Here is a 26,524-nt window from a genome sequence, read left to right as displayed (position 1 = left end):
GCAGCGCGCGTCATGCCCACTGCGTTCGCCTCGGCGATGCGCTGTAACATGGTTCCGATCCAGCGAAGTGCAATGCCGTTACGCGCGCCCGCCGCGCACGGGCGCGCCTTGCGCGGGGCACTGCATCGGCTATGGCGTCCGCATGATCCTGGTCGTCGATAATTACGACAGCTTCACTTGGAACCTCGTCCATTATCTTATGGAACTGGGCGCCGAGGTGGAGGTCGTCCGCAACGATGCGATTTCCGCCGGGCAGGCCCTGTCCTCCGGCGCGGACGCGTTCCTCATTTCTCCCGGCCCGCGCACGCCGACCGAGGCAGGCGTCAGCCTCGATCTCGTTGCCGCCTGCGCGGATGCAGGCAAGCCGCTGCTCGGCGTGTGCCTCGGCCATCAGGCGATCGGCCAGCATTTCGGCGGCAAGGTCGAACGCGGTGGGCTGATGCACGGCAAGACGTCGCCCGTTCTCCACGACGACACGGGGCTCTACGCCGGCCTCCCCTCACCGTTCACCGCCACGCGCTATCACTCGCTGATCGTCAACGCGGTGCCGGACGCACTGGTCGTCAACGCCACGGCCGAGGACGGCACGGTCATGGGCTTCCGCCACAAGACGCTGCCGATCCACGGTGTCCAGTTCCACCCGGAAAGCATCGCGACCGAGCATGGCCACGCCATGCTCGCGAACTTCCTGACGCTGGCGGGTATCCCCGTGAAGGCGCGCGAAGGCCTGGAGTTATGAGCACGACCACCCTGCTCCCCGATCCGTCTTCGCCGCTGTCGCGCGAATCGGCTCGCGAAGCGTTCGCCGACATCCTCGACGCGCGCGCCAGCGACGACGCGATCACGACTTTCCTCATCGACCTTTCGGCCCGTGGTGAAACCAGCATCGAGATCGCGGAAGCCGCACGCGCGATGCGCAACCGGATGATCCCGATCGACGCTCCCGTCGGTGCGATCGACGTCTGCGGCACCGGCGGCGACGGTCACCACACGCTCAACGTCTCCACCGCCGTCGCCCTCGTCGTCGCGGCGACCGGCGTTCCCGTCGCCAAGCACGGCAACCGCGCCGCCTCGAGCAAGGCCGGCGCCGCCGATACGCTCGAAGTGCTCGGCCTCGACATGGATCGCGCCGGTGCAACCGCCGAAGCGAGTCTCAACGACATCGGCATCGCCTTCCTGTTTGCCGGCTACCATCATCCGTCCATGAAGCGACTCATGCTGATCCGCCAGCGGATCGCCAGGCGCACGATCTTCAACCTGATGGGCCCGCTCGCCAACCCGGCTGGCACCACCCGCCAGCTCATCGGCATTGCCCGCCCCGATTACGTCGCGCTCTACGCCGACGCGCTCGAGCAACTCGGCACCGAGGCTGCGCTGGTCGTGTCGGGCGAAGAAGGCCTGGACGAACTCTCCGGCGCGGGTCGCAGCATCGTCGCCTCGGTCGGCACCGTCACGCTGCCGGGTACGATCATTCCCGAGGATGCAGGCCTCACCCGCCACGCCATCACCGACATTCGCGGCGGCGACGCAGCCCATAACGGCGATGCGCTCCGTCGCCTCCTCAAGGGCGAACCCGGCCCCTACCGCGATGCCGTCCTGCTCAACGCCGCCGCCGCCCTGATGGTCGCCGGCACCGTCACCACCCTCGTCGAAGGCGCCGCGCAAGCAGCCGCCGCGCTCGACTCCGGCAGCGCCGACGCGCTGCTCGCCCGCTGGATCGCATACTAGATGACCATGCTCGACCGTATCCTGGAAACCAAGCGCGCCGAAGTCGCCGCCCGCAAGGCAACGACCTCGCTCGCCGATATCGACGCCGGCATCGCCCGCATGTCGAAGCCACGCGGCTTCCGCGCGGCGCTAGACGCGAAGAAGGGCCACGCGCTGATCGCCGAGATCAAGAAGGCCAGCCCCTCCAAGGGCCTGATCCGCGCCGATTTCGATCCGCCGGCCCACGCTCGCGCCTATGAAGCGGGCGGCGCCGCCTGCCTCTCGGTCCTGACCGACGAAAAGTGGTTCCAGGGCGCCGACGAATACCTGGCCGCCGCGCGCGACGCTGTCGCGATCCCCGTCCTGCGCAAGGATTTCATGGTCGACCCGTGGCAGTCGACCGAAGCACGCGCGATCGGTGCCGACTGCATCCTGATCATCGTCGCCGCGCTCGACGACGCGCAGATGGCCGAGATCGAAGCCTCCGCGCTCGAATGCGGGATGGACGTGCTGGTCGAGATCCACGACGCGCACGAACTGGAGCGCGCGTTGAAGCTCAAGTCGCGCCTGATCGGGGTCAACAACCGCGACCTGCGCGACTTCACGGTCGACTTCAACCGCACCTACGAGCTGGTCGGCAGGGCGCCCAAGGACTGCACCTTCGTCGCCGAAAGCGGCCTGACGACGCGCGCCGAACTCGATGCGATGGCCGAGCACGACATTCACTGCTTCCTGATCGGCGAAGCGTTGATGCGCCAGGACGATGTCGAGGCCGCAACGCGGGCGCTGGTCGGATGAGCGGCGATCGGATGGCCGGGCTCACTCACATCGACGAAGCCGGCGCGGCCCGCATGGTCGACGTCGGCGGCAAGGCTGTCACCGCGCGCGAAGCCATCGCCACCGGCCGCATCACCATGACCGCCGAAGCCGCTGCGGCGATCGGCGCCGGGACCGCGAAGAAAGGCGACGTTCTCGCCGTCGCCCGCGTTGCCGGTATCATGGCGGCCAAGCGCACCAGCGACCTGATCCCCCTCTGCCACCCGCTCCCGCTCACCAAGGTCGAAATCGAGCTCGTGGTCGACGCGGCCGGCGTGACGGCCACGGCGACGGCCTCGACCGAAGGCAAGACCGGCGTCGAAATGGAAGCCCTCACCGCGGCGACCGTCACGCTCCTGACGATCTACGATATGGCCAAGGCGATCGACAAGACGATGGTCCTTAGTGACATCCGCGTGATCGCCAAGAGCGGCGGCAAGTCCGGCAACTGGACCGCCTGACCAAGCCTTCCCCGGCAGGGGAAAGCCGAGAGTTCAACTCAGCCGAGGAGGCTCGCCGACGCCCTATTCGACCCGCGTGCGTACAGTTTACGCACATCGCGCACCATCGACCGGACCGTCGATCAGCCCATCGATCGGCTCCATAGCCTCCGCAATCTCGCCGGCAGCGCGAACAAGACCTGTCCTGCATGCCAAACCCATGGCAAAGCACGAAACATGGCCGCAGACCACGCCCCTCTCCCGTACGCATCGGACCCGGAATACGTACGTACGAACCGCGCCCAGCGTCTGCACTTCCTATACTGCACTCCCCGAAACCGCCCGATTTTCGAGTCGCAAGCATGACCCTGGTCCCCGTCGCCGAAGCTCAGACCCGCCTCTTCGCGATGGCCCCCCGCGTCGGCCATGAGACCGTCTCGTTGCGCGATGCCGCGGGCCGCTGGGCCGCCCAAGACATCCTCGCGCGTCGCACGCAACCCGCGGCCGACCTTTCGGCGATGGACGGCTACGCCATCCGTTTTGCCGACCTTCCCGGTCCCTGGACGGTCATCGGGGAGAGCGCGGCGGGCCGTCCGTTCAGTGGCAAAGTCGGCCCGGGCGAGGCGACGCGCATCTTCACCGGCGCTGCGATGCCCGAGGGTGCCGACAGCGTGATGGTCCAGGAAGAAGCCGACCGCGACGGCGCAACCTTGATCCTCGCCGGGGAAGGTCCGCCGACGTTGGGCCGCAACACCCGTCGCAAAGGCCTCGACTTCTCGACCGGCACCCGCCTGATCGCCGCGGGCGACCGTCTGAGCCCGGCGCGCATCGCCGTCGCCGCGACCGGGGGCCACGGCAGCCTGATGGTGAACCGCCGCATTCGCGTTGCGGTAGCGGCTACCGGCGACGAGCTCGTGCCCCCCGGCTCGACCACCGACGGCGTCGCGCTTCCGGAATCGAACGGCATCATGCTGGCGGCGATGCTCGCGGACATGCCCGTCGAGATTGTCGACCTGGGCATATTGCCGGATCGCCTCGACGTCCTGCGCGACGCCTTTGCCAGCGTCCAGGCGGACCTGCTGGTCACCACCGGCGGCGCATCGGTCGGCGATCACGACCTCGTCCGTCCGGCGATTGAGGCAGCCGGTGGCACGATCGACTTTTGGCGGATTTCGCTGCGTCCCGGCAAGCCGATGATGGCCGGCCGGATCGGCGAGATGATGGTGCTGGGCCTTCCCGGCAACCCGGTCTCCGCGTTCGTGACCGCGACGCTGTTCGTAAAGCCCGTCGTCGCGCACATGGCGGGCGCCCGCGATCCGCTGCCGCAGATGACGCACGCCCTGCTCGGCGAAGACCTCCCCGCGAACAATGCGCGTACCGATTATCTCCGCGCCGAACTTCGCGACGGCAAGGCTTATGCCTCGACGATCCAGGACAGTTCGATGCTGCTCACGCTCGCGCGGTCGACCTGCCTGATCGTCCGGCCGGGCAATGCGCCGATTGCAACGGAAGGCGAATCGGCAGAAATCCTCGTGATCGCCTGATACGGGCGCTTGACGGCGTTAATTATGTTCCATAGAAGTTCCCAGTCTGTTCCGGACGGAGAACCGCCATGCTCACGCGCAAGCAGCACGAACTCGTGTGCTTCATCAACGACCGCCTCAACGATACCGGCGTCTCGCCGTCGTTCGAGGAGATGAAGGACGCGCTGGATCTGAAATCCAAGTCTGGCGTCCACCGGCTGATCAGCGCGCTCGAGGAGCGCAACTTCATCCGCCGCCTGCCGAACCGCGCGCGCGCGCTCGAAGTATTGCGGATGCCCGAGCGTCCGGAAAAGAAGACCCCGACAAAGGCCTCGAACGTCAAGGCGGCCCCCGCCGCCGCGACACCGCAGCCGGCCAACGACGTCATCGAGATTCCCCTCCATGGCCGCATCGCCGCCGGCGTCCCGATCGAGGCGTTCGAAGGCAGTACCATGCTCGCAGTCCCCGCGGCGTTGCTGGGTTCGGGCGAACATTATGCTCTCGAAGTGTCGGGCGACTCGATGGTCGAGGCGGGTATCCTGGACGGCGACTTCGCGCTGATCCGCCGCACGGAAACGGCACGGGATGGCGAAATCGTGGTCGCGCTGATCGAAGACAGCGAAGCGACGCTCAAATACTTCCGCCGCGAAGGCGCGATGGTTCGCCTCGACCCGGCCAACCGCGCCTACGACCCGCAGCGCTACGCGCCGGCACAAGTCCGGGTTCAGGGCAAGCTCTCGGGCATCCTTCGCCGCTACGACTGAATACTGATGAGAGGATCTGTCGTTCCTGCGCAGTCGGGACGACGGAGCCTTTCACGGCCGGTACCGCTGGCGATGGTTTGGGTCGGGGCTGCGCTTGAACGGCCGCCCGAGCCTGGGCGGATCCCGCCAGGGGTGACGGTCGCTTGGGTTCAGGATCGTGACCATGCGCCCCGCCCCCAAAGTCAACGCAACGCCGCCAGTCCGCTTCAGGACGAACCGATCCAGCTTCAGCCAGCGCGGCGTACACCGCTTCGGCAGCCCACGTTCGCTGACGACAATGTCCGCCAATCGGCACGCGGCGATCAGGTCCTCGATCGGCACCATATAGGCACTACGCGTCGCCAGCACCCGCCAAGTACGCCCGCGGGCGACGATGTCGGTCATGCACAGATCGCGACTGCACCGCGCGTCAGGCTGGTCGGCGAGCAGCAGCGGCTCACCGTCGACCCCGCCATTCTCGGCAAGCGTATCGCGCGTATAGTCGCCCGCCCGATCGCGAAGCATCGCAAGTCCCGCCGCGGTTCTAACGGCGACATGCCGCCCGTCACCCGTCACGAGGATGTCCGGAGCCGGCGTCGTCAGCGCCCAGATCGCGCCGATTGCGAGCGGAACCGCCCCCAATCGCCGCCACCGCGTGCGCCACAAGGCGATCCAGATACCTCCGAAGACCATCGCCGCGAACGCCGCGGTCGGCATCGCAGGCAGAGACCGGACCGAACCTGGCGCATTCGCAACGAGATGCGCGAGCCACAGCAAGCCATCGAGCGAGCGCTGAACGAGCCACCACGCCGGTCCGCCCAACCCGGCACAGTCCAGCAACAACGCCAGCGCTTCCAGCGGCATCACCACGAACGTCGTGAGGGGAATCGCGACGATGTTGGCGAACGCGCCGTACAGCCCGGCCCTGTGAAAGTGATAGACCGCGATCGGCATCAGCGCGAGTTCTACGAGCAGCCCCGTCAGCAGCAGCGACGCGGCATCCCGCGCCAGTTTGCGCGCGCGTCCTTCGTCGTGCGGACCGAAGACGGTGCGGATCGCCGGATGTTCGTGCAACGCCATGATCGCGGTGATCGCGGCGAACGACAACTGGAAGCTCGGACCGGCCGCGGCCTCGGGCAGGACCAGCATGATGCAAACCGCGCCCGCAGCAACCAGACGCAAGGTCATCGCCTCACGACCCATCGCCAGCGCCGCGAGTACCAGCAGCGCGGCCACGCAGGATCGGATTGTCGGCACCTGGCTCCCGGTCAACAACGTATAGCCGATCGCCGCCGCGGCCCCCGCCAATGCAGCAAGCAGCGGCAATCGGCTATGCAGCGCGAACCAAGGACTCAAGGCCAGCAGGCGCGATACGATCAAGATCGTCGCTGCCACCGCCGCCGTGATGTGCAACCCACTCACCGACAACAGGTGCGCGAGCCCGGCGCGGCGCATCGCCTCCGAATCTTCCTCGCTGATCGCGCCGACGTCGCCGGTCGCGAGCGCTGCAGCGATGCCGCCCGCGCTTCCTTCCAAGTGCGATACGATGTGGTGCGACAGCGCGACGCGGATGCCCGCCCCGGACCCGCTCGACTTGATGATGACGACCGGTGCGAAACCTCGCCCGGTTGCGCCGATCCCGCCAAACCACGCGACGCGCGCGAAGTCGTAGGCGCCCGGTACCGCAGGCAAGGGCGGTGGCATCAGACGCGCCCGTAGGCGGACGACCGCGTCCGTCCCGAGCAGCTTGGGCGCATCCGCTTCGGCCAAGTTTACCCGGACGCGGTACGGCAGGGCGACGGGTTGCCCGCCGGTCTCCATACCCTTCGCGATCGGCAGCACCGTCAGCCGGACCAGTCTACGCGCGACCAATGGCTCGATCGCCTCGACCTTCGCCGAGAAACTCGCAATCGTCGGGCCGCCCAGTACAGCCCGCCCCACCCAATCCGACCGCGCCCAGATGAGCCCGAGCCCCAGCGCCGCCGTCAGTGACCCGATTGCCAATGCGCGCGCGGCGCGTCCACCGCTCCCTATGGCCAGACACGCCAGCCCACCGGCCACGAGAATCAAGACTGCCACCCGCCATGCCGCCGGGTCCGGGAGCGCGAACCACAACGCGATGCCGACGCCCAGCATCACCGGTAGCCACAGAACGAGCTGGTCGCGCTCCGCCTCCAGCCAGCGTTCCACGGCAAGCCCGACGACAGCTTCCCATCGCGGCACGCCCATTTGTCGCCGCCAAGGACGCATGCTAGGGGCGGCGACGGCTGTCATGGCCATCGTTTTTCCATCGTTTCATCAGTCTGGGAGCACCCGCGGTTGGGCGCAATATCTGATACGGGCACCGCCAATCCGGCCGCTCCCGTGGTTACCCGTTTCGCTCCGTCGCCGACGGGGTTCCTGCATCTTGGCGGCGCACGCACCGCGCTGTTCAACTGGCTGTTCGCAAAGGCGAATGGCGGCAAGTTCCTGCTACGGATCGAGGATACCGACCGGGTCCGCTCGACACAGCCGGCGATCGACGCGATTATCGACGGGATGCGCTGGCTCGGGCTCGACTGGGAAGGCGACGTCGTCATGCAGTTCGCCGGTGCCGAGCGTCACGCGCAGGTCGCGCACGAGATGGTCGCGAACGGCCACGCCTATCGCTGCTACATGACCAACGACGAGATCGCAGCGATGCGCGCCGAGGCACAAGCCGCCAAGAAGCCGCTCCGCATCCGCAGCCCGTGGCGCGATCGCCCCGAGAGCGAAGCGCCGAATCTTCCCCACGTCGTCCGCTTGCGCGCGCCGCAGGAAGGCGCCGTCACGATCGAAGACCGCGTCCAGGGCGCAGTTACGGTCAAGAACGAAGAGATCGACGACCTCGTCCTGCTCCGCTCGGACGGCACGCCGACCTACATGCTCGCGGTCGTCGTCGACGATCACGACATGGGCGTCACGCACGTGATCCGGGGCGACGATCATCTCAACAACGCGTTCCGCCAGCTGCCGATCTACCGGGCAATGGGCTGGCCCGAGCCGATCTACGCGCACATCCCGCTCATTCACGGCTCCGACGGCGCCAAGCTGTCGAAGCGTCACGGCGCGGTCGGCATCGAGGCATACCGCGACGAGATGGGTATCCTGCCCGAGGCGTTCGACAATTACCTGTTGCGCCTTGGCTGGGGTCACGGCGACGACGAGATCATCAGCCGCGAACAGGCGGTCGAATGGTTCGACCTGTCGGGCGTCGGCAAGTCGCCCTCGCGCTTCGACCTGAAGAAGCTCGAGAACCTCAACGGCCACTACATCCGCGAAGCTGACGACGCGCGCCTGGCGCAACTTGCTGCCGATCGCCTCGGTCACGACCTGCCTAGCGGTGGACTGGATCTTCTGACTCGCGCGATGCCCGTCCTGAAGCCGCGTGCAGCAAACCTGAACGAGCTGGCCGAAGGATCGAATTTCCTGTTCAGCCAGCGACCACTGGCGATGGACGACGCCGCAGCGAGCCTTTTGCAGGGTGAAGCGAGTGCTATTTTGGTCAATGCTCATGCCGAACTTGACGCGCTCGCCGAGTGGGATACGGAAGCGCTCGAAGGCGCGGTACGGCGCGTGGCCGAAGCGCGGGGCGTCAAGCTCGGCCAGGTCGCACAGCCGCTTCGCGCCGCGCTGACGGGACGCAAGACGTCGCCGGGGATCTTCGACGTGCTCGACCTGCTCGGGCGCGACGAGAGCCTGGGACGGATCGCCGACCGGATGGCTAGCTGATAAGATTTCGAGGAAGGATACAAGCATGAGCGAGACCGCAACCCTCAAGGTCGACGGCAAGGATTTCGAGTATCCGGTGATGTCCGGTACGGTCGGACCCGATGTCATCGATATCCGCAAGCTGTACGCGCAGACGGACAATTTCACCTATGATCCGGGCTTCACCTCGACGGCGTCATGCCAGTCGAAGCTGACCTATATCGATGGTGACGCGGGCACGCTGCTGCACCGCGGCTACACGATCGGCGAACTGGCCGAGCAGTCGAACTTCATGGAAGTCGCCTATCTCCTGCTCAACGGCGAACTGCCGAGCGAAGACGAACTGGCGAACTTCTCGAACACGATCACGCGCCACACGATGGTGCACGAGCAGCTCGCGCAGTTCTTCCGCGGCTTCCGCCGCGACGCGCATCCGATGGCGATCCTGTGCGGTGTCGTCGGCGCGCTGTCGGCCTTCTATCACGATTCGACCGACATCCACGATCCGGCACAGCGCGTCATCGCGTCGCACCGCCTGATCGCCAAGATGCCGACGATCGCCGCGATGGCGTACAAGTACAGCGTCGGCCAGCCGTTCGTCTATCCGGACAACACGCTGAGCTACACCGGCAATTTCCTGCGCATGACGTTCGGCGTCCCGGCGGAGAAGTATGTCGTGAACCCGATCGTCGAAAAGGCGATGGACCGCATCTTCATCCTCCACGCCGATCACGAGCAGAACGCGTCGACCTCCACCGTCCGTCTCGCCGGCTCGTCGGGCGCCAACCCGTTCGCGTGCATCGCGGCCGGCATCGCCTGCCTGTGGGGCCCCGCGCATGGCGGCGCGAACGAAGCCGCGCTCAACATGCTGCATGAGATCGGCACCGTCGACCGCATCCCCGAGTACATCGCCCGCGCCAAGGACAAGAACGATCCGTTCCGCCTGATGGGCTTCGGTCACCGCGTCTACAAGAACTACGATCCGCGCGCGGCCGTCATGCAGACGACCGTCAAGGAAGTGCTCGGCGAGCTGGGCGTCACCGACCCCGTGTTCGACGTCGCGATCGAGCTCGAGCGTCTCGCGCTCAGCGATCCGTACTTCATCGAGAAGAAGCTGTTCCCGAACGTCGATTTCTACTCGGGCGTGATCCTGTCGGCGATCGGCTTCCCGACGTCGATGTTCACCGTCCTCTTCGCGCTCGCCCGCACCGTCGGCTGGGTCGCGCAGTGGAACGAGATGATCACCGATCCCGACCAGAAGATCGGCCGTCCGCGCCAGCTGTACAGCGGCCCGACTGCACGTGACTACGTCCCGATGGCGTCACGCTGATGAAGACGCTCCGGCCGATCCTGATGGCCGTCGGCGTGCTGTGCGCGCTGATGGGTCTGCTCTGGATCGGTCAGGGGCTCGGATACGTCCACTGGCCGCAGTCGAGCTTCATGCTCGACCAGCGGCCTTGGGCGGATCGCGGCGCATTCCTCGCTGCGTTCGGTTTAGCGCTGATCCTGGTTGCGCGCCGGATTCGCCGGTAACGTCAGGATGAACCGCGCACCGTTGCCCGGTGCGCTCTCGATCGTAAGATCCCCCTGCATCGCCCGCGCCAGACGCCGTGCAATGTACAGGCCCAGCCCATTGCCGCCGGCCTCCGACGGATCGACCCGCTCGAACTTCTCGAAAATCCGCGCCTGATCCTCAAGCGCAACGCCCTTGCCTCGATCCGCGACGACGACGACGGCATGCGTATCGTTGCGCGTAACGTCGACCGCGACGTGCGACCCCGCCGGGGAATAGCGCACCGCATTCCCAACCAGGTTCACCAGGATCTGCAACACACGACGGAAATCGCCAAGCGCGGGGACGCGCATGTCCATGGCCGGTCGGACGATCGCCACATCGGCGTTGCTGGCGCGCACCGTCAGCAGGCCAGCGGCGCGACGCGCGACGTCGGCTAGATCGATCGACTCGGGTGCCAGCGCAAAATCGGGACGCTCGACTGCTTGCAGGTCGACGAGATCGTCGACCAGTTCGAGCAGATGCCGTCCGGCGCTGGCGATGTCCGCGGCATAGTCGGCATAATCACCCTGTACCGGACCATCGGCCTGCGCATTGATGCTATCCGCATTGGCGACGATCCGCGCCAGGGGTATCCGCAATGCCTTGTCGAGCCCGCTCGTAAACGTCGACGACAGAGTCGCAGGCTCGGCGGGCGGTACCGCGTCGTCGATCACCATCCGCGCCGCGCCGACGAACCCGGCAAAGTCGCCCGAGGCGTCGTGGCGGACATTGGCGGTCAGCGTCAGCGGGCGTCCGGAACTTCGCAAGCGTGCCGGTTGCGCAGTCATCGCTCGCCGCCGAGCAAGCGAGTCCAGGATCGGCAACGCGCCGTCCGTTCCGGTATCGAACGAGAACATCGCCGTAAGAGGCTGGCCCAGCAGCGCAAAGGCATCGAAGCCATGCTTCGGCCCGGCATCCAGCGTCACGAACGTCAGCCGCAGCGCCGAGTCGGTTTCCCACCGCCAATCGGTGTCGCTGCCGAGGAAATCATGGTGCGCATCGGGCGAGGGCCGGGTCGGGCGCCATGCGGCGATCTCACGCCACCCGCTCACCGTCAGCCGCACGTTCTCGCCATCCGGCTGCGCACGCACCCAAAGATCGATGTCCGCCTCGTCGTCGGCCACCACCACGCCACGCGACACGACGATGCCGAGCCGGCGCGCCAGCCGGGCAATGGTCGCTAACTGCGGCACCGCGAGCGGGGCGCCGCGCATGCCGCCAGCCCGTTGGTTGAGCGCGATCAACGCGGGGTCCGCGAACGACAGCGAGCCGTCGGGCGCGACAATGGCGTGCGCGATCGGGCTTTCGGTCGTGGGATCGAACACGCTCATCGGCGATCCGTACGCGCCAACGCGCGCAACGCCATGCGAAAATCACGATGAAGTTCCAGCGGCGCCAGCGATGCGCGCGCATCCTCGACGCCGACCGACGCGATCGCATCGAGCGCGTCCGCAAACGCCTCGATATCGCGCCGCGGATCTGCCTCCGACAAGGCCAACCCGATCTTCGCGATCGTCGGCCGATCCATGTTGATGGCGCGCAAGGCCAGCCAAAGCCGATCGCCTTCGGGTTCGAGCGTGATCGATCGCGCCTGATCGAAGGCGATGCCGATCGCATGCGCGAGCACCGCGACGAACAGCGACAGCCGCCGGTCGCCGATCGCTTCGATCAGAACCGCGGCGAGTTCGTTGGGGCGGGCATCGAGCGCCTTGGCAAGCCGCGTCGCGACGGCATCAGGCCGCTCGCCCTCGTCATGCGCGGCAAGGCTACGCTGCGCGGCATCGGTGATGGCGCGGTCGCACTCCCCCGTGTCGCGCCGCAAGCCATCCCGGATCGCCGCCGCCACCCACCACACCAGGCGATGATGCAGTTCGGCGGGCAGTTCGCTCCCGCCTGCAGATCCCTGTTCGTTCGCAACCCGCCGCCGGCTTTCGGCAACCAGCAGCGCCGATGCGGCCGACGCAACGACGCTGTCCGGGACTCCGGCGAGGCGTACCAGCAAGCTCGCTTCGTCCGGCTCCCCGGCCTCGACCGGCAACGATGCCGCAATCAGGTCATGGCGAACGCGTGCGATGAGTTCGTCCATCAGTTCCTCGTCGCGAAGCAACCCCGCGCGCGACAGCCGCTCGACGACACTACCCGCGCGGACCTTGAGGATCGCCTCCCCCGCTCCGGTCGATCCACCATTGGCGAGCAAGCGGGCAGCATGGCGCCGGATGTCCCATTCGATGGCGCCGATGATCGATGCCAGCACTTGGGCCAGCATCAGCCGGGTCCGGTCGTCCAATCGCGCGTCGGCGTCGTGAAAAAAGTCGGCAATCGTTCCCGCCAGCCGCATTTCGGCGCGCAGACGCGCCTTTTCCGCCCGCGCAACGGGATCATCGAACGACGGCATAGCGTCACGCACTGGGTCTGGGCCGACCGACATGATCCCGTGCTTAGTCTCCGGTCGTTAAGGTACGCCTAAGGTTGCCGGCGAAGTCGCTCGATCACCGCCGTCAGCGTAGCGGTCGCATAGACCGCCGTCACGCCCAGCCCGAACACCGGAAATCCGCCAAGTGCGAACACTGCGAGCATGAGCAGATACCCAGTAGGGCTACCCCACCACAGCAGCCGATCACGTTCGAGAATGCCACGCTCCGCCAATCCGCCGATCGCGACCGTCGCGATGCCGATCGCCAGCGCAGTGTTGTCACCCGCATAGCCGCTGACGAAAAATGCGAAGACGAGGATCGCGGACGCGGCCACCCCGGCGATCGCCAGCGTCTGCCAGCGCGCCATCGGCGCGTCGTCGCGCAGACCACTCAACACCGAGCCAAGCGCCAGCCCGATACAGCCAACCAGGGCGAGGATCAGCCCGATCGATGCCAGACCGAAGCCGATCGTCGCCAAACCGGCAACGCCCAGCGCGAGCCCAACCGCGCCGACGCTGGTCCCCGCCGCGCCGCGATCCACCAGCAACGGCAGCGCCAGCCGCGCGATCGGCGCGAGCACGAACCGGTCGAACCAGCCCCGCCGCCCCGACACGATCGTCATCAGGACGGCGCGGCCACGCTCCTCCAGCGTCCGGGCCTGACGCTCGATCCCGTGCCCCCCCCGCACGGCATCCGTCGGCAGCAGTACGTGGGTCGCGCGCGACTGGACCGCGAACCGCAACAGCGACGACTGGAGATCATAGTCCTGCGGCAATCCTGCGACCTCGGCGATCCGGCTCGAACTCAGCCGCGCGACGCCGGCCCAAGCCATCTGCCCACCGACGCGCTCGAAGCCCGGCCCCGCATCGCTTTCCGGAACGACGAGCAGGCAATCGCCCTCCTCGCTCGCCATCGCCTTGACGATCGCGTCGGTGGTGACCAGTCCGTCACCGAGCATCAGAACGCGAGCCAGCGGGTGCAGCTTCTCGACGGCCTCGGTCGCGGACCGCACCGTATCGACGCTCACGCCGCGCCGCCCGATCCGGTTGATCGCGCCCAGCAGTTCGGGCGTCATCCGCGCGACCACGACGATGATCTGCGACACGCCCGCCGCAATCAGCAACCGCGCCTGGTACTCGATAAGCGTTACGCCACTGAACGGCAGCGTCGCGGCCAGACGATCGGGTCGATCGTCGGCGTCGTGAATTGCAAATAATAGGCCGGCAAGCATGGGCGGCTGTTAGGCGGTACGCGGCGTCCTGCAAAGCCCGCGTTCGGCCGAGCCGCCCTCCCTTACGGCCGGAACCGCGTCACAGGCGCGATACGGCGCGGCGCAGCTTCTTCAAACCCTCGGTATCGCGCGGATCGCCCTCGGCCACTTCGGTCGCAAGCGCCATCAGCCGGACCGCGCCAAAACTCGCCGCCAAGCCCTTCAGACGCCACGCCGCGGCCCGCCAATCGTCGACGCCCGTCGCCAGCGTCATCGCCGTCAGTGCACGCTCCGCGCTCTCGATGAACGCGACTCGTAAGTCGGCGATCAGCGTGGGTTCGTCGCCGACTGCAGCCGCCAACGTCGCATCGATTGCTCCGGGATCATACGCCATGTCGCCCTGCTTACCGGATGGATGCTTAAGCAAAGCTTGCACTATGCGTTTTGTCCGGCCGCGTTTCGTGATACTTCCGCGGTTCATGAACGGGGGTTCGTCAATGATCGGGTTTCGCGCGACGGCAGGCAATGCCCATCCCATTCGCGCGGACATCGTGATGGATCCGGTGATAGAAGACATGTCCGAAACCGTCACTGAATCTCACTTCGACGAGGTTTTTCAACAGCCCACGCGCGAACGCGGCCCCCTGTTTGCAGCGATGGGCTTCGCCGCCGTGATCATCTGGCTGAGCGCGATGCTCTGGATCGCGCGCGGTTCGCTCGGAACCCTGGAGCCGGTCCTACTCGTCCAGTTCATCGCCGCACTCTGCGTCGTCCCAGTGCTCGTCGGCATCGTCTGGCTGCTCGCGATGCGCACCAGCCGCGCCGAGGCACATCGTTTCGGGGTGACCGCGCAAGCCATGCGCGACGAGGCCGCCAACCTCGAGCGCACCGTCGCAGCCCTTTCGAACACGATCGAGGCCAACCGGACGCAACTTGCCAAGCAACTCGACGCGCTGATGGCGATGGGTGGCGGTGCCACCGAACAGCTGGCCGCAATCGGTCGCGGCATGGTTTCCGAAATCGATCAGGCCGCAGCCCATGCGCGCAACCTCGCTACCTCTACCGCCGGTGCGCAGACCAGCCTGGGCGTCCTGATCGCCACCCTCCCCCGCGCTCAGGCCGATATCGACGACGTCGCCAAGCGGCTCGAACGCACTGGCCTGTCGGCAAGTGAACATGCCGCCGCCCTCGATGCGCAGATCGGCGCGCTCGCGGAACGCGGCCGCGATGCCCACACGATGGCGAGCGGCGCCGCTCAGCGTCTTGCCGCGCACATCGTCCGCATGGAGGCGACCAGCCAGACCGCCGGCACGCATCTCGAAACGGTGACGGACGGCATGTCCGCGGCAGTCGATGCGCTACTGAACCGTACCGCAGACGCGGTCGACGAAGCGCGCAAGGGTATCGCCGCGCAGGGGGACGCGATGCTGGCGATGGTCGGGGCCAACCAGGCCGCGCTCGACAGCGCCGCCCGTGACAGTGCCGAAGCGCTCGCCCGGCGCATCGCGACCGTCGAGGACGCGATCGAACGCGTCGCCATCCGGCTGGACCTGCAGCGCAACGCCGGCGACCGGATCGTCGACGACCTCCACACCGGGCTTGGCGAAGTCGAGGCACGGATCGAGAACCTGCACCGTCATGGTACCGAACGCACGCAGGGGCTCGCCGCCTCGATCAGCGCGCTTGGCGGCTCGGCTGACGCGATGACGGAAGCGTTGCGGGCCGGCGACGAAATGGCGCACCGCACGATCACGACCACCGAAACGCTGCTGGTCGCACTCGATGCGGCCGCGCGTGAGATCGACGAGACGATGCCCGAGGCACTTGGCCGACTTGATTCGCACGTGCTCGCCAGCAAGAGCATCGTCGTTTCCGCGCGACCCGAACTGCTCGCGCTGGTCACTGCCGCGGAGAGCACCCACGACGCGATCGAGGCGATCGCCGGAGTGATCGGCGAACAACGCCATGTGCTCGACACGCTGTCGACCGATCTGCTCAACACGCTCAACACCGGCCGCGCCAAGGCGGATGCCCTCGGCCAGATGGTCGACGAAGCGATCGGCCGCACGCAGCATTTCGCGGAAGACGCAGCCCCGCAGTTGATCGAGGCGCTCAACCGCGTGCGCGAAACCGCCGCGGTCGCGGCCGACAAAGCCCGTGAGACGCTGTCGAAGGTCATCCCCGAAGCAGCGGCCGCGCTGGGGGTGGCCAGCGCCGACGCAATGCGCCGGGCGACCGCCGACACGGTGGAGCGACAGGTTCGCGCGCTCGCCGACGCCACCGAAGCCGCGGTCGACGCCACCACCGGCGCGACCGAACGGCTCGCGCGGGAAGTCCAGACGATCGTCGACCAGACCGCGATCGTCGAAACGCGGATCGAGGAAGCCCGCACCGAGCGCGAGGACGCCAATCAGGATACCTTCGCGCGTCGCGTCTCCCTCCTGATCGAATCGCTCAACTCGGCTTCGATCGACATCACCAAGGCGATCGCGCCGGAAATCTCCGACAGCGCCTGGGGCGCGTATCTCAAGGGCGACCGCGGCGTCTTTACGCGTCGCGCTGTGCGCATCCTCGACGCCAGCGAAGTCCGCGAGATCGCCGCGCTCTACGATCAGGACGAGACGTTCCGCGAGATGGTCAATCGCTACATCCACGATTTCGAAGCAATGCTCCGCACGATCCTGACGCAGCGCGATGGCTCGCCGCTCGGCGTGACGCTTCTGTCGTCGGACATGGGCAAGCTGTACGTCGCGCTGGCGCAGGCGATCGAGCGGCTGCGCTGAACCGAACGGGAGTCGCCGTCATGATCCAGCGTCACCGCTGACGCGGCCTTCGCCAGCGGAGCAACCCGCCGACCGGACTCCTGTTTCGAGGCTCGCATGCCCAGACTGAATACCAAAATCTGCGTCGTCACCGGCGCAGCGCGTGGCATCGGCCGCGCGATCGCCGAGCGCTTCCACGACGAAGGCGCGATCGTCATCGTTACCGACATCGAGGAGTCAGCCGGCGCCGAGACGGCCGCGACTATCGGCTGCCGGTTCGAAAAGTTGGACGTTCGCGAGGAAGCGGATTGGCAACGGCTGGCAGTGCTCGTTCCGGCGGTCGACGTGGTCGTCAACAATGCCGGCGTGACCGGTTTCGAGCACGGCATGGTCGCGCATGATCCTGAGCATGCGGCCTTGTCGGACTGGCGCGCGGTTCATGCAGTCAATTTAGACGGCACGTTCCTCGGCTGCCGCTACGCGATCGGTGCGATGAAAGCAGCGGGTACGGGCTCGATCATCAACATCTCGTCGCGGTCCGGGCTGGTCGGCATCCCGCTTGCCGCTGCCTATGCGTCGTCGAAGGCGGCGATCCGCAATCACAGCAAGACAGTGGCGCTGTATTGCGCGCAGCAGGGGTGGAAGATCCGCTGCAACTCGGTCCATCCCGCGGCGATCCTGACGCCGATCTGGGAGCCAATGCTCGGTTCGGGGCCGGATCGTGAGGCGCGGATGGCGGCGCTGGTTGCCGATACGCCGTTGAAGCGGTTCGGGATGCCGGACGAGGTTGCTGCGGTGGCGGTGATGCTCGCGTCGGACGAGGCCACGTATATCACGGGGGCGGAGATCAACATCGACGGCGGGTTGCTGGCTGGGTCTGCCGCCTCGCCGGGGTAAAGGATAAATTGTAATCCTCCCCCGCCAGGGGGAGGTGGCTGGCACTTGCCAGATGGAAGGGGAGGTAAGGGAAACCTCTGTTCCGTATCCTCCCCCTCCGTCACCTTCGGTGCCACCTCCGCCTTGCGGGGGAGGATCGTGGGGTCGCCCCTCAGCGCGTGACCATATTCCCACGGTCGAACAGGTCGACCGTCTGCGGCGTGATCCACCCATAAGCATAATTCAGCTGGAACAGCGCGAACAACACCGTCGCCACCACGGTCACCCGCCACGCCGTCCGCCCAGATCGAAACTCGTGCGGCGCGCTTTCGGCCTGACCGGGGACGTGCTCGCCCCCGGCCTCGCGCGTCGTCTTCACACCGAACGGCAGGACCAGGAACACCGAGAACGCCCAGAACAGGACGTAGATCGCGAGTGCCGAGGTCCAGTGCACCGGATCAGCCCTCGATCAGCAGGACATCGACGATCGGCTGCTTGCCGGTCCAACGCTTGGCGACCTTGCGCACCGCGAGACGGATCTGCTCGCGCATCTTTTCGCTCTCGCGCTTGCCACCGCGGGCCGTATCGCCTGCCGCCTGCACCGCATCGGCGATGAACGCCGCGCGATCTTCCTCGACCGGCACGCCCTGCACGCGCACCTGCGGCTGGCCGACCATCCGGCCGTCCTTGCCGAGCGCGACCGCGACCGAGATCTGGCCGTTGATCGCCAGCTTGCGACGCTCGGCGATCGTCGCGCCGTCCGCCGGGAGGATCACGTCGCCGTCGAGCACCAAACGCCCGACCGTCGCATTGCCGATCTTCGCCGGGCCTTTGGGCGCCAGGCGAATGATGTCACCATTGCTCTGCACGATCGCGCGTGGAATGCCCTGCTCGAGACCGAAGCGCGCATGCTCCATCATGTGGCGCATCTCGCCGTGCGTCGGCACCAGCACGTCGGGACGCAGCCAGTCATACATCTGCGCGAGTTCCGGCTGACCCGGATGACCCGACACATGGACGTGCGCCTGGCGCTCGGTGATCATGCGGATGCCCTTGGCCGCCAGCGTGTTCTGGATGCGACCGATCTGGACCTCGTTACCCGGGATCTGCTTCGACGAGAAGATCACCGTGTCGTCGGCTTCGAGCGTGATCGTGTGCTGGCCATTGGCGACACGTGCGAGCGCCGCGCGTTCCTCGCCCTGGCCGCCGGTGGCAATGATCAGCACCTTGTTCTTGGGCAGGCGCATCGCCTCGTCGGGGCTGATCGTGTCAGGGAAATCCTTCAGATAGCCCGTCGCGCGCGCGACCTTGATGATCCGGTCGAGCGAACGCCCGGTGACGCACAGCTTGCGCCCGGTTTCCTTCGCGACTTCACCGAACGTGTGCAGACGCGCCGCGTTCGACGCGAAGCTGGTGATCATCACCCGGCCCTTGGCCTTGCTGACTTCCTCGAACAGCCCCTTGCGAACGGTGCTCTCGCTGCCCGACGCAGTGGTGTTGAAGATGTTGGTCGAATCGCAGACCAGCACGTCGACGCCCTTGTCGCCGATCGCCATGAAGCCCTCCGGCGTGGTCGGGTTGCCGATCACCGGGTTCTTGTCGAGCTTCCAGTCGCCGGTGTGGAACACGCGGCCGTAAGGCGTATCGATCAACAGCGCGTTCGCCTCGGGGATCGAATGCGACATCTCGACGAAGGTAAAGCCGAACGGCCCGAGCTGAAAATTGCCGCCCATCGGGATCATCTTGAGCTTCACGCGGTTGGCGATGCCCTCTTCCTCGAGCTTGCCGCGGATCAGTCCCATCGTGAATGGCGTCGCGTAGATCGGCACGCCGAGGTCTTCGGCGAGGTACGGCAGCGAGCCGATATGATCTTCATGGCCATGCGTGATGACGATGCCGAGCAGGTCGTCGATCCGGTCCTCGATGAAGGACAGGTCGGGCAGAATCACGTCTACGCCAGGATATTGCGGATCGGCGAAGGTGATGCCGAGATCGACCATCACCCACTTGCCCTGGCAGCCGTACAGGTTGACGTTCATGCCGATTTCGCCGGAGCCGCCAAGGCCACAGAAAAGGAGTTCGTTCTTCGGAGTCATTATATGCTTTCAGGATTATACAGGAATATGGCCCGCAGGCCGGTCGGCGCGAGCCCAATGGCCCTAGATATGGTGACGATCCCACATCATCGCCAGCCCCTGGATCGTCAGGTCGGCTTCGATGACGTCGAACACGTCGGTCTGTTTCTCGAATAACGTGGCAAGCCCGCCGGTGGCGACGACCTTCACGGGACGGCCGATCTCGCGCTTCATCCGCGCGACCAGCCCCTCGATCATCGCGACATAGCCCCAATAGATGCCGATATGCATCTGCGAGACGGTGTTGAGTCCGATCACGCTGGTATCGGTCGGCGCCTCGATCGCGATCCGCGGCAGTTTCGCGGCCGCGGTTACCAGCGCGTCGAGCGAGAGGTTGATCCCCGGCGCGATGATCCCGCCCTTGTACGCGCCGCTATAGTCGACGACGTCGAACGTGGTCGCGGTGCCGAAATCGATCACGATCAAGTCACCGGGATGCAGCGCATGCGCGGCGATCGTGTTGACCGCACGGTCGGCACCGAGCGAGGCAGGCTCGTCGACGTCGATCGCGATGCCCCATTCGACCGGCGCGTGGCCGGCGATCAGTGCCTCGGTGTTGAAGTATTTCGACGCGAGCACCTGAAGATTGTGAAGTGCGCGCGGCACGACGGTGGCGACGATCACGCCTTCGACCGCGGTGCGATCATGCCCGCCGAGCTGCATCAACTGGCTCAGCCACACCGCATACTCGTCCGCCGTCCGCCGGGGGTCGGTCGCGATCCGCCAACGCGCGACGATCTCGCCGGCATCGACGAGCGCGAACACGACATTGGTATTGCCGGCATCGATCGCGAGCAGCATCAGCGGGGCCTCAAAGCAGGAAGACGTCGGCAGCGTGAATGACACGCCGCTCGCCAGACGCCAAGCGGAGGATCAGCGCGCCGTCGGTGTCGAGCCCGACGAACAGGCCGTCGACGCCGCTGCCATCGGGAAGCCGGGCGGTCAGCGCGGTGCCGGCGGCATGCGCGCAATCGACCCAGCGCTCGCGAACCGGCGCGATACCCTCGGTCCGCCAGCGACCGATCCAGCGCGCGAAACTGTCAGCGAGAATGTCGAGGAACATCGCCGGTTCGACCACCACGCCGTGCGCGGCGAGGTCGGTCGTCGCACGGTCGGGCAAGTCCGGGTGATGCGCGATGTTGACGCCGTAGCCGACGATCACTGCGTCGTCCGCGCGTTCGAGCAGGATGCCCGACAGCTTGGCGTCCGCCAGCAACAGGTCGTTCGGCCATTTCAGGACGAGCGTCTCGCTCGCATCGGTCGTGCCCTGGCAGATCCCGGCGACGAGAAAGGTCGAGACGGTTTCCTGCAAGGCGACCGCCGCAACCAGCGCGAGGCTCGCTGCCGGAGGATCGCTCGGCCGCAACCTCACGAGAGTGCTCGCGTAGAGGTTACCCTCGGGCGACGACCATTCACGCCCGAGCCGCCCCCGCCCCGCCGTCTGCCGGGTCGCACGCAGCCAAAGACCATCTTCGGCACCGCCGCGTGCAAGCTCAAGCAGGTCGGCGTTGGTCGATCCTGTTTCCGCGACGGTGCGGATGATGCTCAGAACAACGCCCGTGCGGCCGCCATCGTCCACGCGCCGAGCACGGGGATGAGGAGATAGCCGGCTGGCGACACGAACACTGCCGCGATGGCGATGAGGCCACCCTCGACCTTGCTCTCCATCGGCGCAAACGCGGGGGCCGGATCGTCGAAGTACATCGTCTTGACGACGCGCAGATAGTAATACGCGCCGATCACCGAAGCGGCGATGCCGACCACCGCGAGCGGGAACAGCCCGGCGTCGACCGCCGCGCTGAACACCGCGAACTTCGCGTAAAAGCCGAACAGCGGCGGGATGCCGGCGAGGCTGAACATGAAGATCGCGAGGGCCGCTGCCAACGCAGGCCGAGTCCGCGACATGCCGGCGAGGCTGTCGATCGTCTCGACCGGCTGACCATCGTCACCCCGCATCTGCAACACGACCAGGAACGAACCCAGCGTCATCGCGACGTAGATCGTCAGGTACATCAACAGGCCCGACACGCCTTCCGGCGTTCCGGCCGCGAGACCGATCAGCGCGAAGCCGACATTGTTGATCGACGAATAGGCGAGCAGGCGCTTGATGTTGGTCTGGCCGATCGCCGCGACCGCACCGAGGATGATCGAGGCGAGTGCCGCGAAGATCACGATCTGGCGCCACTGGTCGGTAGCAGGACCCATCGCATCGACCGCCACGCGAACGCTGAGCGCAAGCGCTGCGACCTTCGGGGCGGACGCGAAGAACGCAGTGACCGGGGTCGGTGCTCCTTCGTACACGTCGGGCGTCCACATGTGGAACGGCACGGCGCTGATCTTGAACGCAAGGCCAGCGAACACGAACACCAGACCGAACAGCAGGCCGAGCGACTTGGTGCCCGCATAGGCTTCCGAGATGCCCGAGAACAACGTCGTGCCGCTGAACCCGTAGACCAGCGAGATGCCGTACAGCAGGATGCCGCTGGCCAGCGCGCCGAGCACGAAATACTTCAGACCCGCTTCGGCAGACCGTCCGTCGCGGCGCATGAAGCTGGCGAGGACATAGGCCGCAAGGCTCTGGAGCTCGAGCCCGACATACAGCGTCAGCATGTCGGTGGCCGAAACCATGATTCCCATGCCGCATGCCGAGAGCAGGATCAGCACCGGATATTCCGGCCGCAGATCGTCGCCGTGCGAGCGTGCGAAAAAGCTCGGCGCCATCACGATCGCGACCGCCGAAGCGATGTAGATCAGCACCTTGGCGAACGCGCCGAACGCGTCTGCGCGGTACAGGCCATCGAACGCATAGCCGCCCGACGAGGCCGGACCGACCAATGCGATCCCTGCCCCAGCCAGCACAAAGACAGCGGCGATCGAGACGGCGCGCGTGGATTTGTCCCCGCCCCAGGCCGAGACGAGCATCAGCGCGATCGCACCCAACGCCAGCACCAGTTCGGGCAGGGTCATTGCGATGTTAGCGGCGTAATCCATCAGTGTGCCTCCCCGTGCGCGGCACTATGGACGGTTGCGGCGGGCTTCCCCGCGGTTGGGTTGGAATCGCTGGCCGGCTTGGCGCGGTCGACACGGGCGAGAAGCACGCCCACGTCCTTGCGCATCGGTGCCAGGAAGCTCTCGGGATACACGCCCATCCACAGCACGACGGCTGCGATCGGTGCGAGCAGCCACATCTCGCGGCCCGACAGGTCGACCATCGCACGGACGTCGTCCGACTTGATCTCACCGAATACCACGCGACGGTACAGGAACAGCATGTATGCGGCGCCGAGAATGATGCTCGTCGTGCAGAGCAGCGCGGTCCAGGTCGAGACCTGATATGTGCCCATCAACGACAGGAACTCGGCGACGAAGCCGCTGGTGCCCGGCAGGCCGATCGAGGCCATCGTGAAGAACAGGAAGAAGATCGCGTACTTCGGCATGTTGATCGCGAGGCCGCCATAGCGCGAGATCTCGCGGGTATGGAGCTGGTCGTAGATCACACCGACGCACAGGAACAACGCGCCCGATACCAGGCCGTGGCTCAGCATCATGATCATCGCACCTTCGATGCCCTGGCGGTTGAACGCGAACAGACCGATCGTGACGATCGCCATATGCGCGACCGACGAATAGGCGATCAGCTTCTTCATGTCCGACTGCACGAGCGCGACAAGCGACGTGTAGATCACCGCGACCGCCGACAGGCCGAAGATCAGCCAGGTCAACTGACCCGAGGCTTCGGGGAACATCGGCAGCAGGAAGCGCAGGAAGCCGTAACCGCCGAGCTTGAGCAGCACGCCGGCCAGGATCACCGAGCCTGCGGTCGGCGCCTGGACGTGTGCGTCGGGCAACCAGGTATGGACCGGCCACATCGGCATCTTGACCGCGAACGATGCGAAGAACGCCAGCCACAGCCACGTCTGCACGTGCGCCGGGAAGTCGTAGTTCATCAGCGCAGGGATGCTGGTCGTGCCCGCCGTCTTCGCCATGTACAGCATCGCGATGAACATCAGGACCGAGCCGAGCAGCGTGTACAGGAAGAACTTGTACGACGCGTAGATCCGGTTGGCGCCGCCCCAGATGCCGATGATCAGGTACATCGGGATCAGGCCGGCTTCGAAAAACACGTAGAACAGGAACAGGTCCTGCGCCGCGAACGTGCCGATCATCAGCACTTCGGTGAACAGGAACGCCGCCATGTATTCAGGCACGCGCGTGGTGATCGAACGCCAGCTGGCGCCGATGCAGATCGGCATCAGGAACACGCTGAGCATGATCAGCATCAGCGCGAAGCCATCGATGCCGAGCGACCAGCCGAACGGGCCGAAGATGCCGGGGGCATGCTCGACGAACTGCCACTGCGCGCCGCCGATATCGTAGTTCATCCACAACATAATGCCGAGAATGAAGTCGATCAGCGTCGCCGCCAGTGCCAGTGTCCGCGCCGTGTTCGCCGAGACGAACAGGCACGCGACGGCCGCGATCATCGGGACCGCGATCAGGGCGGAAAGGATAGGAAAGCCGGTCATTACAGTCCGATCGCCCAGGTTACGGCTGCGGTCAGCCCGATCAGCATGACGAAGGCATAGGTGTAGAGGTATCCCGTCTGGAAGCGGTTGGCCACGCGGCTGCCGATCTGGACGACCCAGGTCGCGCCGTCGGGCCCGAACCGGTTGATCGTCTTCTCGTCACCGCGGTGCCACAGGAAGCGGCCGATCGCGAACGCCGGGCGGACGAAGATCAGGTCGTACAGCTCGTCGAAATACCACTTATGCAGCAGGAAGTCGTAGAGCACGCTGAACTGTTCGACGACCTTGGCCGGGAACGTCGGTGCCTTGATATAGGCGTACCAGGCGGTCAGCAGGCCAAGCAGCATCGCGATCGTTGCCGACAGTTTGATCAGCAACGGCACGCCGTGCATCTCGTGCATCAGATGTTCGCGGAACGCGAGTGCGCCCTTCCAGAACTCTTCGCCTGCGGTCGGCTCGATGAAGAAGCCGTGGAACACGAAGCCGGCGAGGACCGCACCGATCGACAGAACGATCAGCGGGATCAGCATCGGCAGCGGGCTCTCGTGCGGGTGATACCCACCATCGCCTTCGGCCGGCGCGTGCTGCGCATCGTGGTGATCGTGCGGCGCATGACCTGCGTCCTCGGCCTGCGCCGGGTTGCCGTGATGATCGTCCGCATGGTGGTCATGACCATGAGCGTCGTGGAGCGCATGCTGGATGTGCTCCGATGCGGCCCAGCGCGGCTTGCCCCAGAAGGTCAGGAACATCACGCGCCACGAATAGAAGCTGGTCAGCAACGCGACGAGCACGCCGACGAACCACACGCCCGGCTGGCCCGCAGCCCAGCTCGCCTCGATGATCGCATCCTTCGAATGGAAGCCTGCGAACCCGATCGCGGTGTTGCCGAAAATGCCGGGGATACCGACGCCAGTGATCGCGAGCGTGCCCGCCATCATCGCCCAGAACGTCACCGGGATCTTCTTACGCAGGCCGCCATAATAGCGCATGTCCTGCTCGTGGTGCATCGCATGGATGACCGAGCCGGCGCCGAGGAACAGCAGCGCCTTGAAGAACGCGTGCGTGAAGAGGTGGAACATCGCTGCGCCGTATGCGCCGACACCAGCCGCGAAGAACATGTAGCCGAGCTGCGAACAGGTCGAATATGCGATCACGCGCTTGATGTCGGTCTGCACGAGCCCGCAAGTGGCCGCAAACAAACAGGTCGCGGCACCGACAGAGGTGACCACGGTCAGCGCGACCGGGCTCATCTCGAACATCGGCGACAGGCGGCAGACCATGAACACGCCGGCGGTGACCATCGTCGCCGCGTGGATCAGCGCCGACACCGGGGTCGGACCTTCCATCGCATCCGGCAACCAGGTGTGCAGGCCGAGCTGCGCCGACTTCCCCATCGCACCGACGAACAGCAGCAGGCAGAGCACCGTCATCGTGTCGAAACGGTAGCCGAGGAAGCCGAGCGTCGAGCCCGCCATGCCAGGAGCCGCGGCGAGGATCTCGGGGATCGAGACCGTGCCGAACACCAGGAACGTGCCGAAGATACCGAGCATGAAGCCGAGATCGCCGACGCGGTTGACGACGAACGCCTTGATCGCCGCTGCGCTGGCCGAAGGCTTGCGGAACCAGAAGCCGATCAGGAGGTAGGATGCGAGACCCACGCCTTCCCAGCCGAAGAACATCTGAACGAGGTTGTTCGCGGTCACGAGCATCAGCATCGCGAAGGTAAACAGCGACAGATACGCGAAGAAGCGCGGCTGATCGGGATCCTCGTCCATATAGCCCCAGCTATACAGGTGAACGAGCGCCGAGACCGACGTGACGACCACGAGCATCACCGCGGTCAGCGCATCGACGCGCAGCGACCACGCGACGTTCATGTCGCCGGAGTGGATGAAGTCGAGCAGCGGCGCAACGGTGGCCGTGCTGGTGCCCGACAGGAAGCCGATGAAGATCGGCCAGGACAACAGGCACGATGCGAACAGCGCAGCCGTGGTGACGAGTTTCGCCGGCACGTTGCCGATCGCGCGATTGCCGAACCCGGCAACGATCGCGGCCAGTAACGGCAGGAAGACGATAAGCTGGATCAAC

At 66.1% G+C, this 26,524-nt stretch carries 23 protein-coding genes; 11 read left to right on the top strand and 12 right to left on the bottom strand.

The window, feature by feature from the left end:
• Positions 1-142: 142 nt before the first annotated feature.
• From SJY41_RS03840 to lexA, 6 genes are all read left to right on the top strand, one after another.
• Positions 143-739 carry an anthranilate synthase component II gene (locus tag SJY41_RS03840; RefSeq protein ID WP_380779205.1) on the top strand — a complete coding sequence of 199 codons (597 nt, stop codon included), beginning with the start codon at positions 143-145 and terminating at the stop codon, positions 737-739.
• A complete protein-coding gene (gene trpD / locus SJY41_RS03835; RefSeq protein ID WP_380779203.1) occupies positions 736-1,728 on the top strand; it encodes an anthranilate phosphoribosyltransferase in 993 nt (330 codons plus the stop codon). Before SJY41_RS03840 ends, trpD begins: the two co-directional genes overlap by 4 nt.
• Positions 1,729-2,505: an indole-3-glycerol phosphate synthase TrpC gene (trpC, locus tag SJY41_RS03830; protein WP_380779201.1), complete on the top strand. Its 777-nt coding sequence runs from the start codon at positions 1,729-1,731 to the stop codon at positions 2,503-2,505.
• 11 nt (positions 2,506-2,516) lie between these two features.
• Positions 2,517-2,984 carry a cyclic pyranopterin monophosphate synthase MoaC gene (gene moaC, locus SJY41_RS03825; protein ID WP_380784048.1) on the top strand — a complete coding sequence of 156 codons (468 nt, stop codon included), beginning with the start codon at positions 2,517-2,519 and terminating at the stop codon, positions 2,982-2,984.
• Positions 2,985-3,325: 341 nt separating this feature from the next.
• Positions 3,326-4,507 (top strand): molybdopterin molybdotransferase MoeA, encoded by a 1,182-nt coding sequence (locus tag SJY41_RS03820; protein WP_380779199.1) that lies wholly within the window; start codon positions 3,326-3,328, stop codon positions 4,505-4,507.
• Positions 4,508-4,575: 68 nt separating this feature from the next.
• The gene (lexA, locus tag SJY41_RS03815) at positions 4,576-5,250 is read left to right on the top strand and encodes a transcriptional repressor LexA (protein ID WP_380779196.1); all 675 of its coding nucleotides are present in this window, start codon (positions 4,576-4,578) and stop codon (positions 5,248-5,250) included.
• 51 nt (positions 5,251-5,301) lie between these two features.
• Here the strand turns inward: lexA and SJY41_RS03810 are convergent, their stop codons facing one another.
• On the bottom strand, positions 5,302-7,509 hold the full coding sequence (locus SJY41_RS03810) for a ComEC/Rec2 family competence protein (protein ID WP_380779194.1): 2,208 nt from the start codon (positions 7,507-7,509) through the stop codon (positions 5,302-5,304).
• Between the two features lie 39 nt (positions 7,510-7,548).
• Here SJY41_RS03810 and gltX point away from each other — a divergent pair, with 39 nt between their 5' ends.
• From gltX to SJY41_RS03795, 3 genes are read left to right on the top strand one after another with little or no spacing between them, the layout of a single operon-like run.
• Positions 7,549-8,979 carry a glutamate--tRNA ligase gene (gene gltX / locus SJY41_RS03805; RefSeq protein WP_380779192.1) on the top strand — a complete coding sequence of 477 codons (1,431 nt, stop codon included), beginning with the start codon at positions 7,549-7,551 and terminating at the stop codon, positions 8,977-8,979.
• A gap of 25 nt (positions 8,980-9,004) precedes the next feature.
• Positions 9,005-10,288, top strand: a complete 1,284-nt coding sequence (locus tag SJY41_RS03800; protein WP_380779190.1) for a citrate synthase — start codon at positions 9,005-9,007, stop codon at positions 10,286-10,288.
• Positions 10,288-10,491, top strand: a complete 204-nt coding sequence (locus tag SJY41_RS03795) for a hypothetical protein (protein WP_380779188.1) — start codon at positions 10,288-10,290, stop codon at positions 10,489-10,491. The genes SJY41_RS03800 and SJY41_RS03795 overlap by 1 nt, the downstream gene beginning before the upstream one ends.
• On the opposite strand, the gene SJY41_RS03790 is transcribed toward SJY41_RS03795, so the two are convergent.
• The 4 genes from SJY41_RS03790 to SJY41_RS03775 all read right to left on the bottom strand — a co-directional run bounded on the left by SJY41_RS03790 (position 10,453) and on the right by SJY41_RS03775 (position 14,531).
• Positions 10,453-11,844, bottom strand: a complete 1,392-nt coding sequence (locus SJY41_RS03790) for a sensor histidine kinase (RefSeq protein ID WP_380779186.1) — start codon at positions 11,842-11,844, stop codon at positions 10,453-10,455. The two genes, SJY41_RS03795 and SJY41_RS03790, sit on opposite strands and share 39 nt — an antisense overlap.
• Positions 11,841-12,941 carry a DUF2336 domain-containing protein gene (locus tag SJY41_RS03785; protein WP_380779184.1) on the bottom strand — a complete coding sequence of 367 codons (1,101 nt, stop codon included), beginning with the start codon at positions 12,939-12,941 and terminating at the stop codon, positions 11,841-11,843. Before SJY41_RS03785 ends, SJY41_RS03790 begins: the two co-directional genes overlap by 4 nt.
• A 35-nt stretch (positions 12,942-12,976) precedes the next feature.
• Positions 12,977-14,158, bottom strand: a complete 1,182-nt coding sequence (locus SJY41_RS03780) for a hypothetical protein (RefSeq protein WP_380779182.1) — start codon at positions 14,156-14,158, stop codon at positions 12,977-12,979.
• Between the two features lie 79 nt (positions 14,159-14,237).
• A complete protein-coding gene (locus SJY41_RS03775) occupies positions 14,238-14,531 on the bottom strand; it encodes an Hpt domain-containing protein (RefSeq protein ID WP_380779180.1) in 294 nt (97 codons plus the stop codon).
• A 103-nt stretch (positions 14,532-14,634) separates the two neighbouring features.
• Between SJY41_RS03775 and SJY41_RS03770 the strand changes: the two genes are divergently transcribed.
• Positions 14,635-16,920, top strand: coding sequence for a hypothetical protein (locus SJY41_RS03770; protein WP_380779179.1), 2,286 nt, complete (start codon positions 14,635-14,637; stop codon positions 16,918-16,920).
• Positions 16,921-17,016: 96 nt separating this feature from the next.
• Positions 17,017-17,796: an SDR family oxidoreductase gene (locus SJY41_RS03765; RefSeq protein WP_380779177.1), complete on the top strand. Its 780-nt coding sequence runs from the start codon at positions 17,017-17,019 to the stop codon at positions 17,794-17,796.
• Between the two features lie 151 nt (positions 17,797-17,947).
• Here the strand turns inward: SJY41_RS03765 and SJY41_RS03760 are convergent, their stop codons facing one another.
• The 7 genes from SJY41_RS03760 to nuoL form a co-directional block, all read right to left on the bottom strand.
• A complete protein-coding gene (locus SJY41_RS03760; RefSeq protein WP_380779175.1) occupies positions 17,948-18,229 on the bottom strand; it encodes a DUF1467 family protein in 282 nt (93 codons plus the stop codon).
• 4 nt (positions 18,230-18,233) lie between these two features.
• Positions 18,234-19,871 (bottom strand): ribonuclease J, encoded by a 1,638-nt coding sequence (locus SJY41_RS03755; protein WP_380779173.1) that lies wholly within the window; start codon positions 19,869-19,871, stop codon positions 18,234-18,236.
• A 63-nt stretch (positions 19,872-19,934) separates the two neighbouring features.
• The gene (locus tag SJY41_RS03750; protein WP_380779171.1) at positions 19,935-20,711 is read right to left on the bottom strand and encodes a type III pantothenate kinase; all 777 of its coding nucleotides are present in this window, start codon (positions 20,709-20,711) and stop codon (positions 19,935-19,937) included.
• Between the two features lie 10 nt (positions 20,712-20,721).
• Positions 20,722-21,453, bottom strand: a complete 732-nt coding sequence (locus SJY41_RS03745; RefSeq protein ID WP_380784047.1) for a biotin--[acetyl-CoA-carboxylase] ligase — start codon at positions 21,451-21,453, stop codon at positions 20,722-20,724.
• Positions 21,454-21,455: 2 nt separating this feature from the next.
• Positions 21,456-22,901 carry an NADH-quinone oxidoreductase subunit NuoN gene (nuoN, locus tag SJY41_RS03740; RefSeq protein WP_380779169.1) on the bottom strand — a complete coding sequence of 482 codons (1,446 nt, stop codon included), beginning with the start codon at positions 22,899-22,901 and terminating at the stop codon, positions 21,456-21,458.
• Positions 22,901-24,436: an NADH-quinone oxidoreductase subunit M gene (locus SJY41_RS03735; protein WP_380779167.1), complete on the bottom strand. Its 1,536-nt coding sequence runs from the start codon at positions 24,434-24,436 to the stop codon at positions 22,901-22,903. Before SJY41_RS03735 ends, nuoN begins: the two co-directional genes overlap by 1 nt.
• Positions 24,436-26,523 carry an NADH-quinone oxidoreductase subunit L gene (gene nuoL, locus SJY41_RS03730; protein WP_380779165.1) on the bottom strand — a complete coding sequence of 696 codons (2,088 nt, stop codon included), beginning with the start codon at positions 26,521-26,523 and terminating at the stop codon, positions 24,436-24,438. The genes SJY41_RS03735 and nuoL overlap by 1 nt, the downstream gene beginning before the upstream one ends.
• Between the last annotated feature and the right edge of the window lies 1 nt (position 26,524).

This window comes from Sphingomonas sp. R86520 (assembly GCF_042466285.1).
GTDB lineage: Bacteria > Pseudomonadota > Alphaproteobacteria > Sphingomonadales > Sphingomonadaceae > Sphingomonas.
Note: the sequence above shows the minus strand (reverse complement) of the source record. Positions and strands in the feature narration are given on the sequence as shown.

Bases quoted from the DNA above. Each gene is read 5' to 3' on its own strand.
- SJY41_RS03840 (WP_380779205.1), top strand. From the start codon at position 143: ATGATCCTGGTCGTCGATAATTACGACAGCTTCACTTGGAACCTCGTC.
- trpD (WP_380779203.1), top strand. From the start codon at position 736: ATGAGCACGACCACCCTGCTCCCCGATCCGTCTTCGCCGCTGTCGCGC.
- trpC (WP_380779201.1), top strand. From the start codon at position 1,729: ATGACCATGCTCGACCGTATCCTGGAAACCAAGCGCGCCGAAGTCGCC.
- moaC (WP_380784048.1), top strand. From the start codon at position 2,517: ATGGCCGGGCTCACTCACATCGACGAAGCCGGCGCGGCCCGCATGGTC.
- SJY41_RS03820 (WP_380779199.1), top strand. From the start codon at position 3,326: ATGACCCTGGTCCCCGTCGCCGAAGCTCAGACCCGCCTCTTCGCGATG.
- lexA (WP_380779196.1), top strand. From the start codon at position 4,576: ATGCTCACGCGCAAGCAGCACGAACTCGTGTGCTTCATCAACGACCGC.
- SJY41_RS03810 (WP_380779194.1), bottom strand. From the start codon at position 7,509: ATGGCCATGACAGCCGTCGCCGCCCCTAGCATGCGTCCTTGGCGGCGA.
- SJY41_RS03800 (WP_380779190.1), top strand. From the start codon at position 9,005: ATGAGCGAGACCGCAACCCTCAAGGTCGACGGCAAGGATTTCGAGTAT.
- SJY41_RS03795 (WP_380779188.1), top strand. From the start codon at position 10,288: ATGAAGACGCTCCGGCCGATCCTGATGGCCGTCGGCGTGCTGTGCGCG.
- SJY41_RS03790 (WP_380779186.1), bottom strand. From the start codon at position 11,844: ATGAGCGTGTTCGATCCCACGACCGAAAGCCCGATCGCGCACGCCATT.
- SJY41_RS03785 (WP_380779184.1), bottom strand. From the start codon at position 12,941: ATGTCGGTCGGCCCAGACCCAGTGCGTGACGCTATGCCGTCGTTCGAT.
- SJY41_RS03780 (WP_380779182.1), bottom strand. From the start codon at position 14,158: ATGCTTGCCGGCCTATTATTTGCAATTCACGACGCCGACGATCGACCC.
- SJY41_RS03775 (WP_380779180.1), bottom strand. From the start codon at position 14,531: ATGGCGTATGATCCCGGAGCAATCGATGCGACGTTGGCGGCTGCAGTC.
- SJY41_RS03770 (WP_380779179.1), top strand. From the start codon at position 14,635: ATGATCGGGTTTCGCGCGACGGCAGGCAATGCCCATCCCATTCGCGCG.
- SJY41_RS03765 (WP_380779177.1), top strand. From the start codon at position 17,017: ATGCCCAGACTGAATACCAAAATCTGCGTCGTCACCGGCGCAGCGCGT.
- SJY41_RS03755 (WP_380779173.1), bottom strand. From the start codon at position 19,871: ATGACTCCGAAGAACGAACTCCTTTTCTGTGGCCTTGGCGGCTCCGGC.
- SJY41_RS03750 (WP_380779171.1), bottom strand. From the start codon at position 20,711: ATGCTGCTCGCGATCGATGCCGGCAATACCAATGTCGTGTTCGCGCTC.
- nuoN (WP_380779169.1), bottom strand. From the start codon at position 22,901: ATGGATTACGCCGCTAACATCGCAATGACCCTGCCCGAACTGGTGCTG.
- SJY41_RS03735 (WP_380779167.1), bottom strand. From the start codon at position 24,436: ATGACCGGCTTTCCTATCCTTTCCGCCCTGATCGCGGTCCCGATGATC.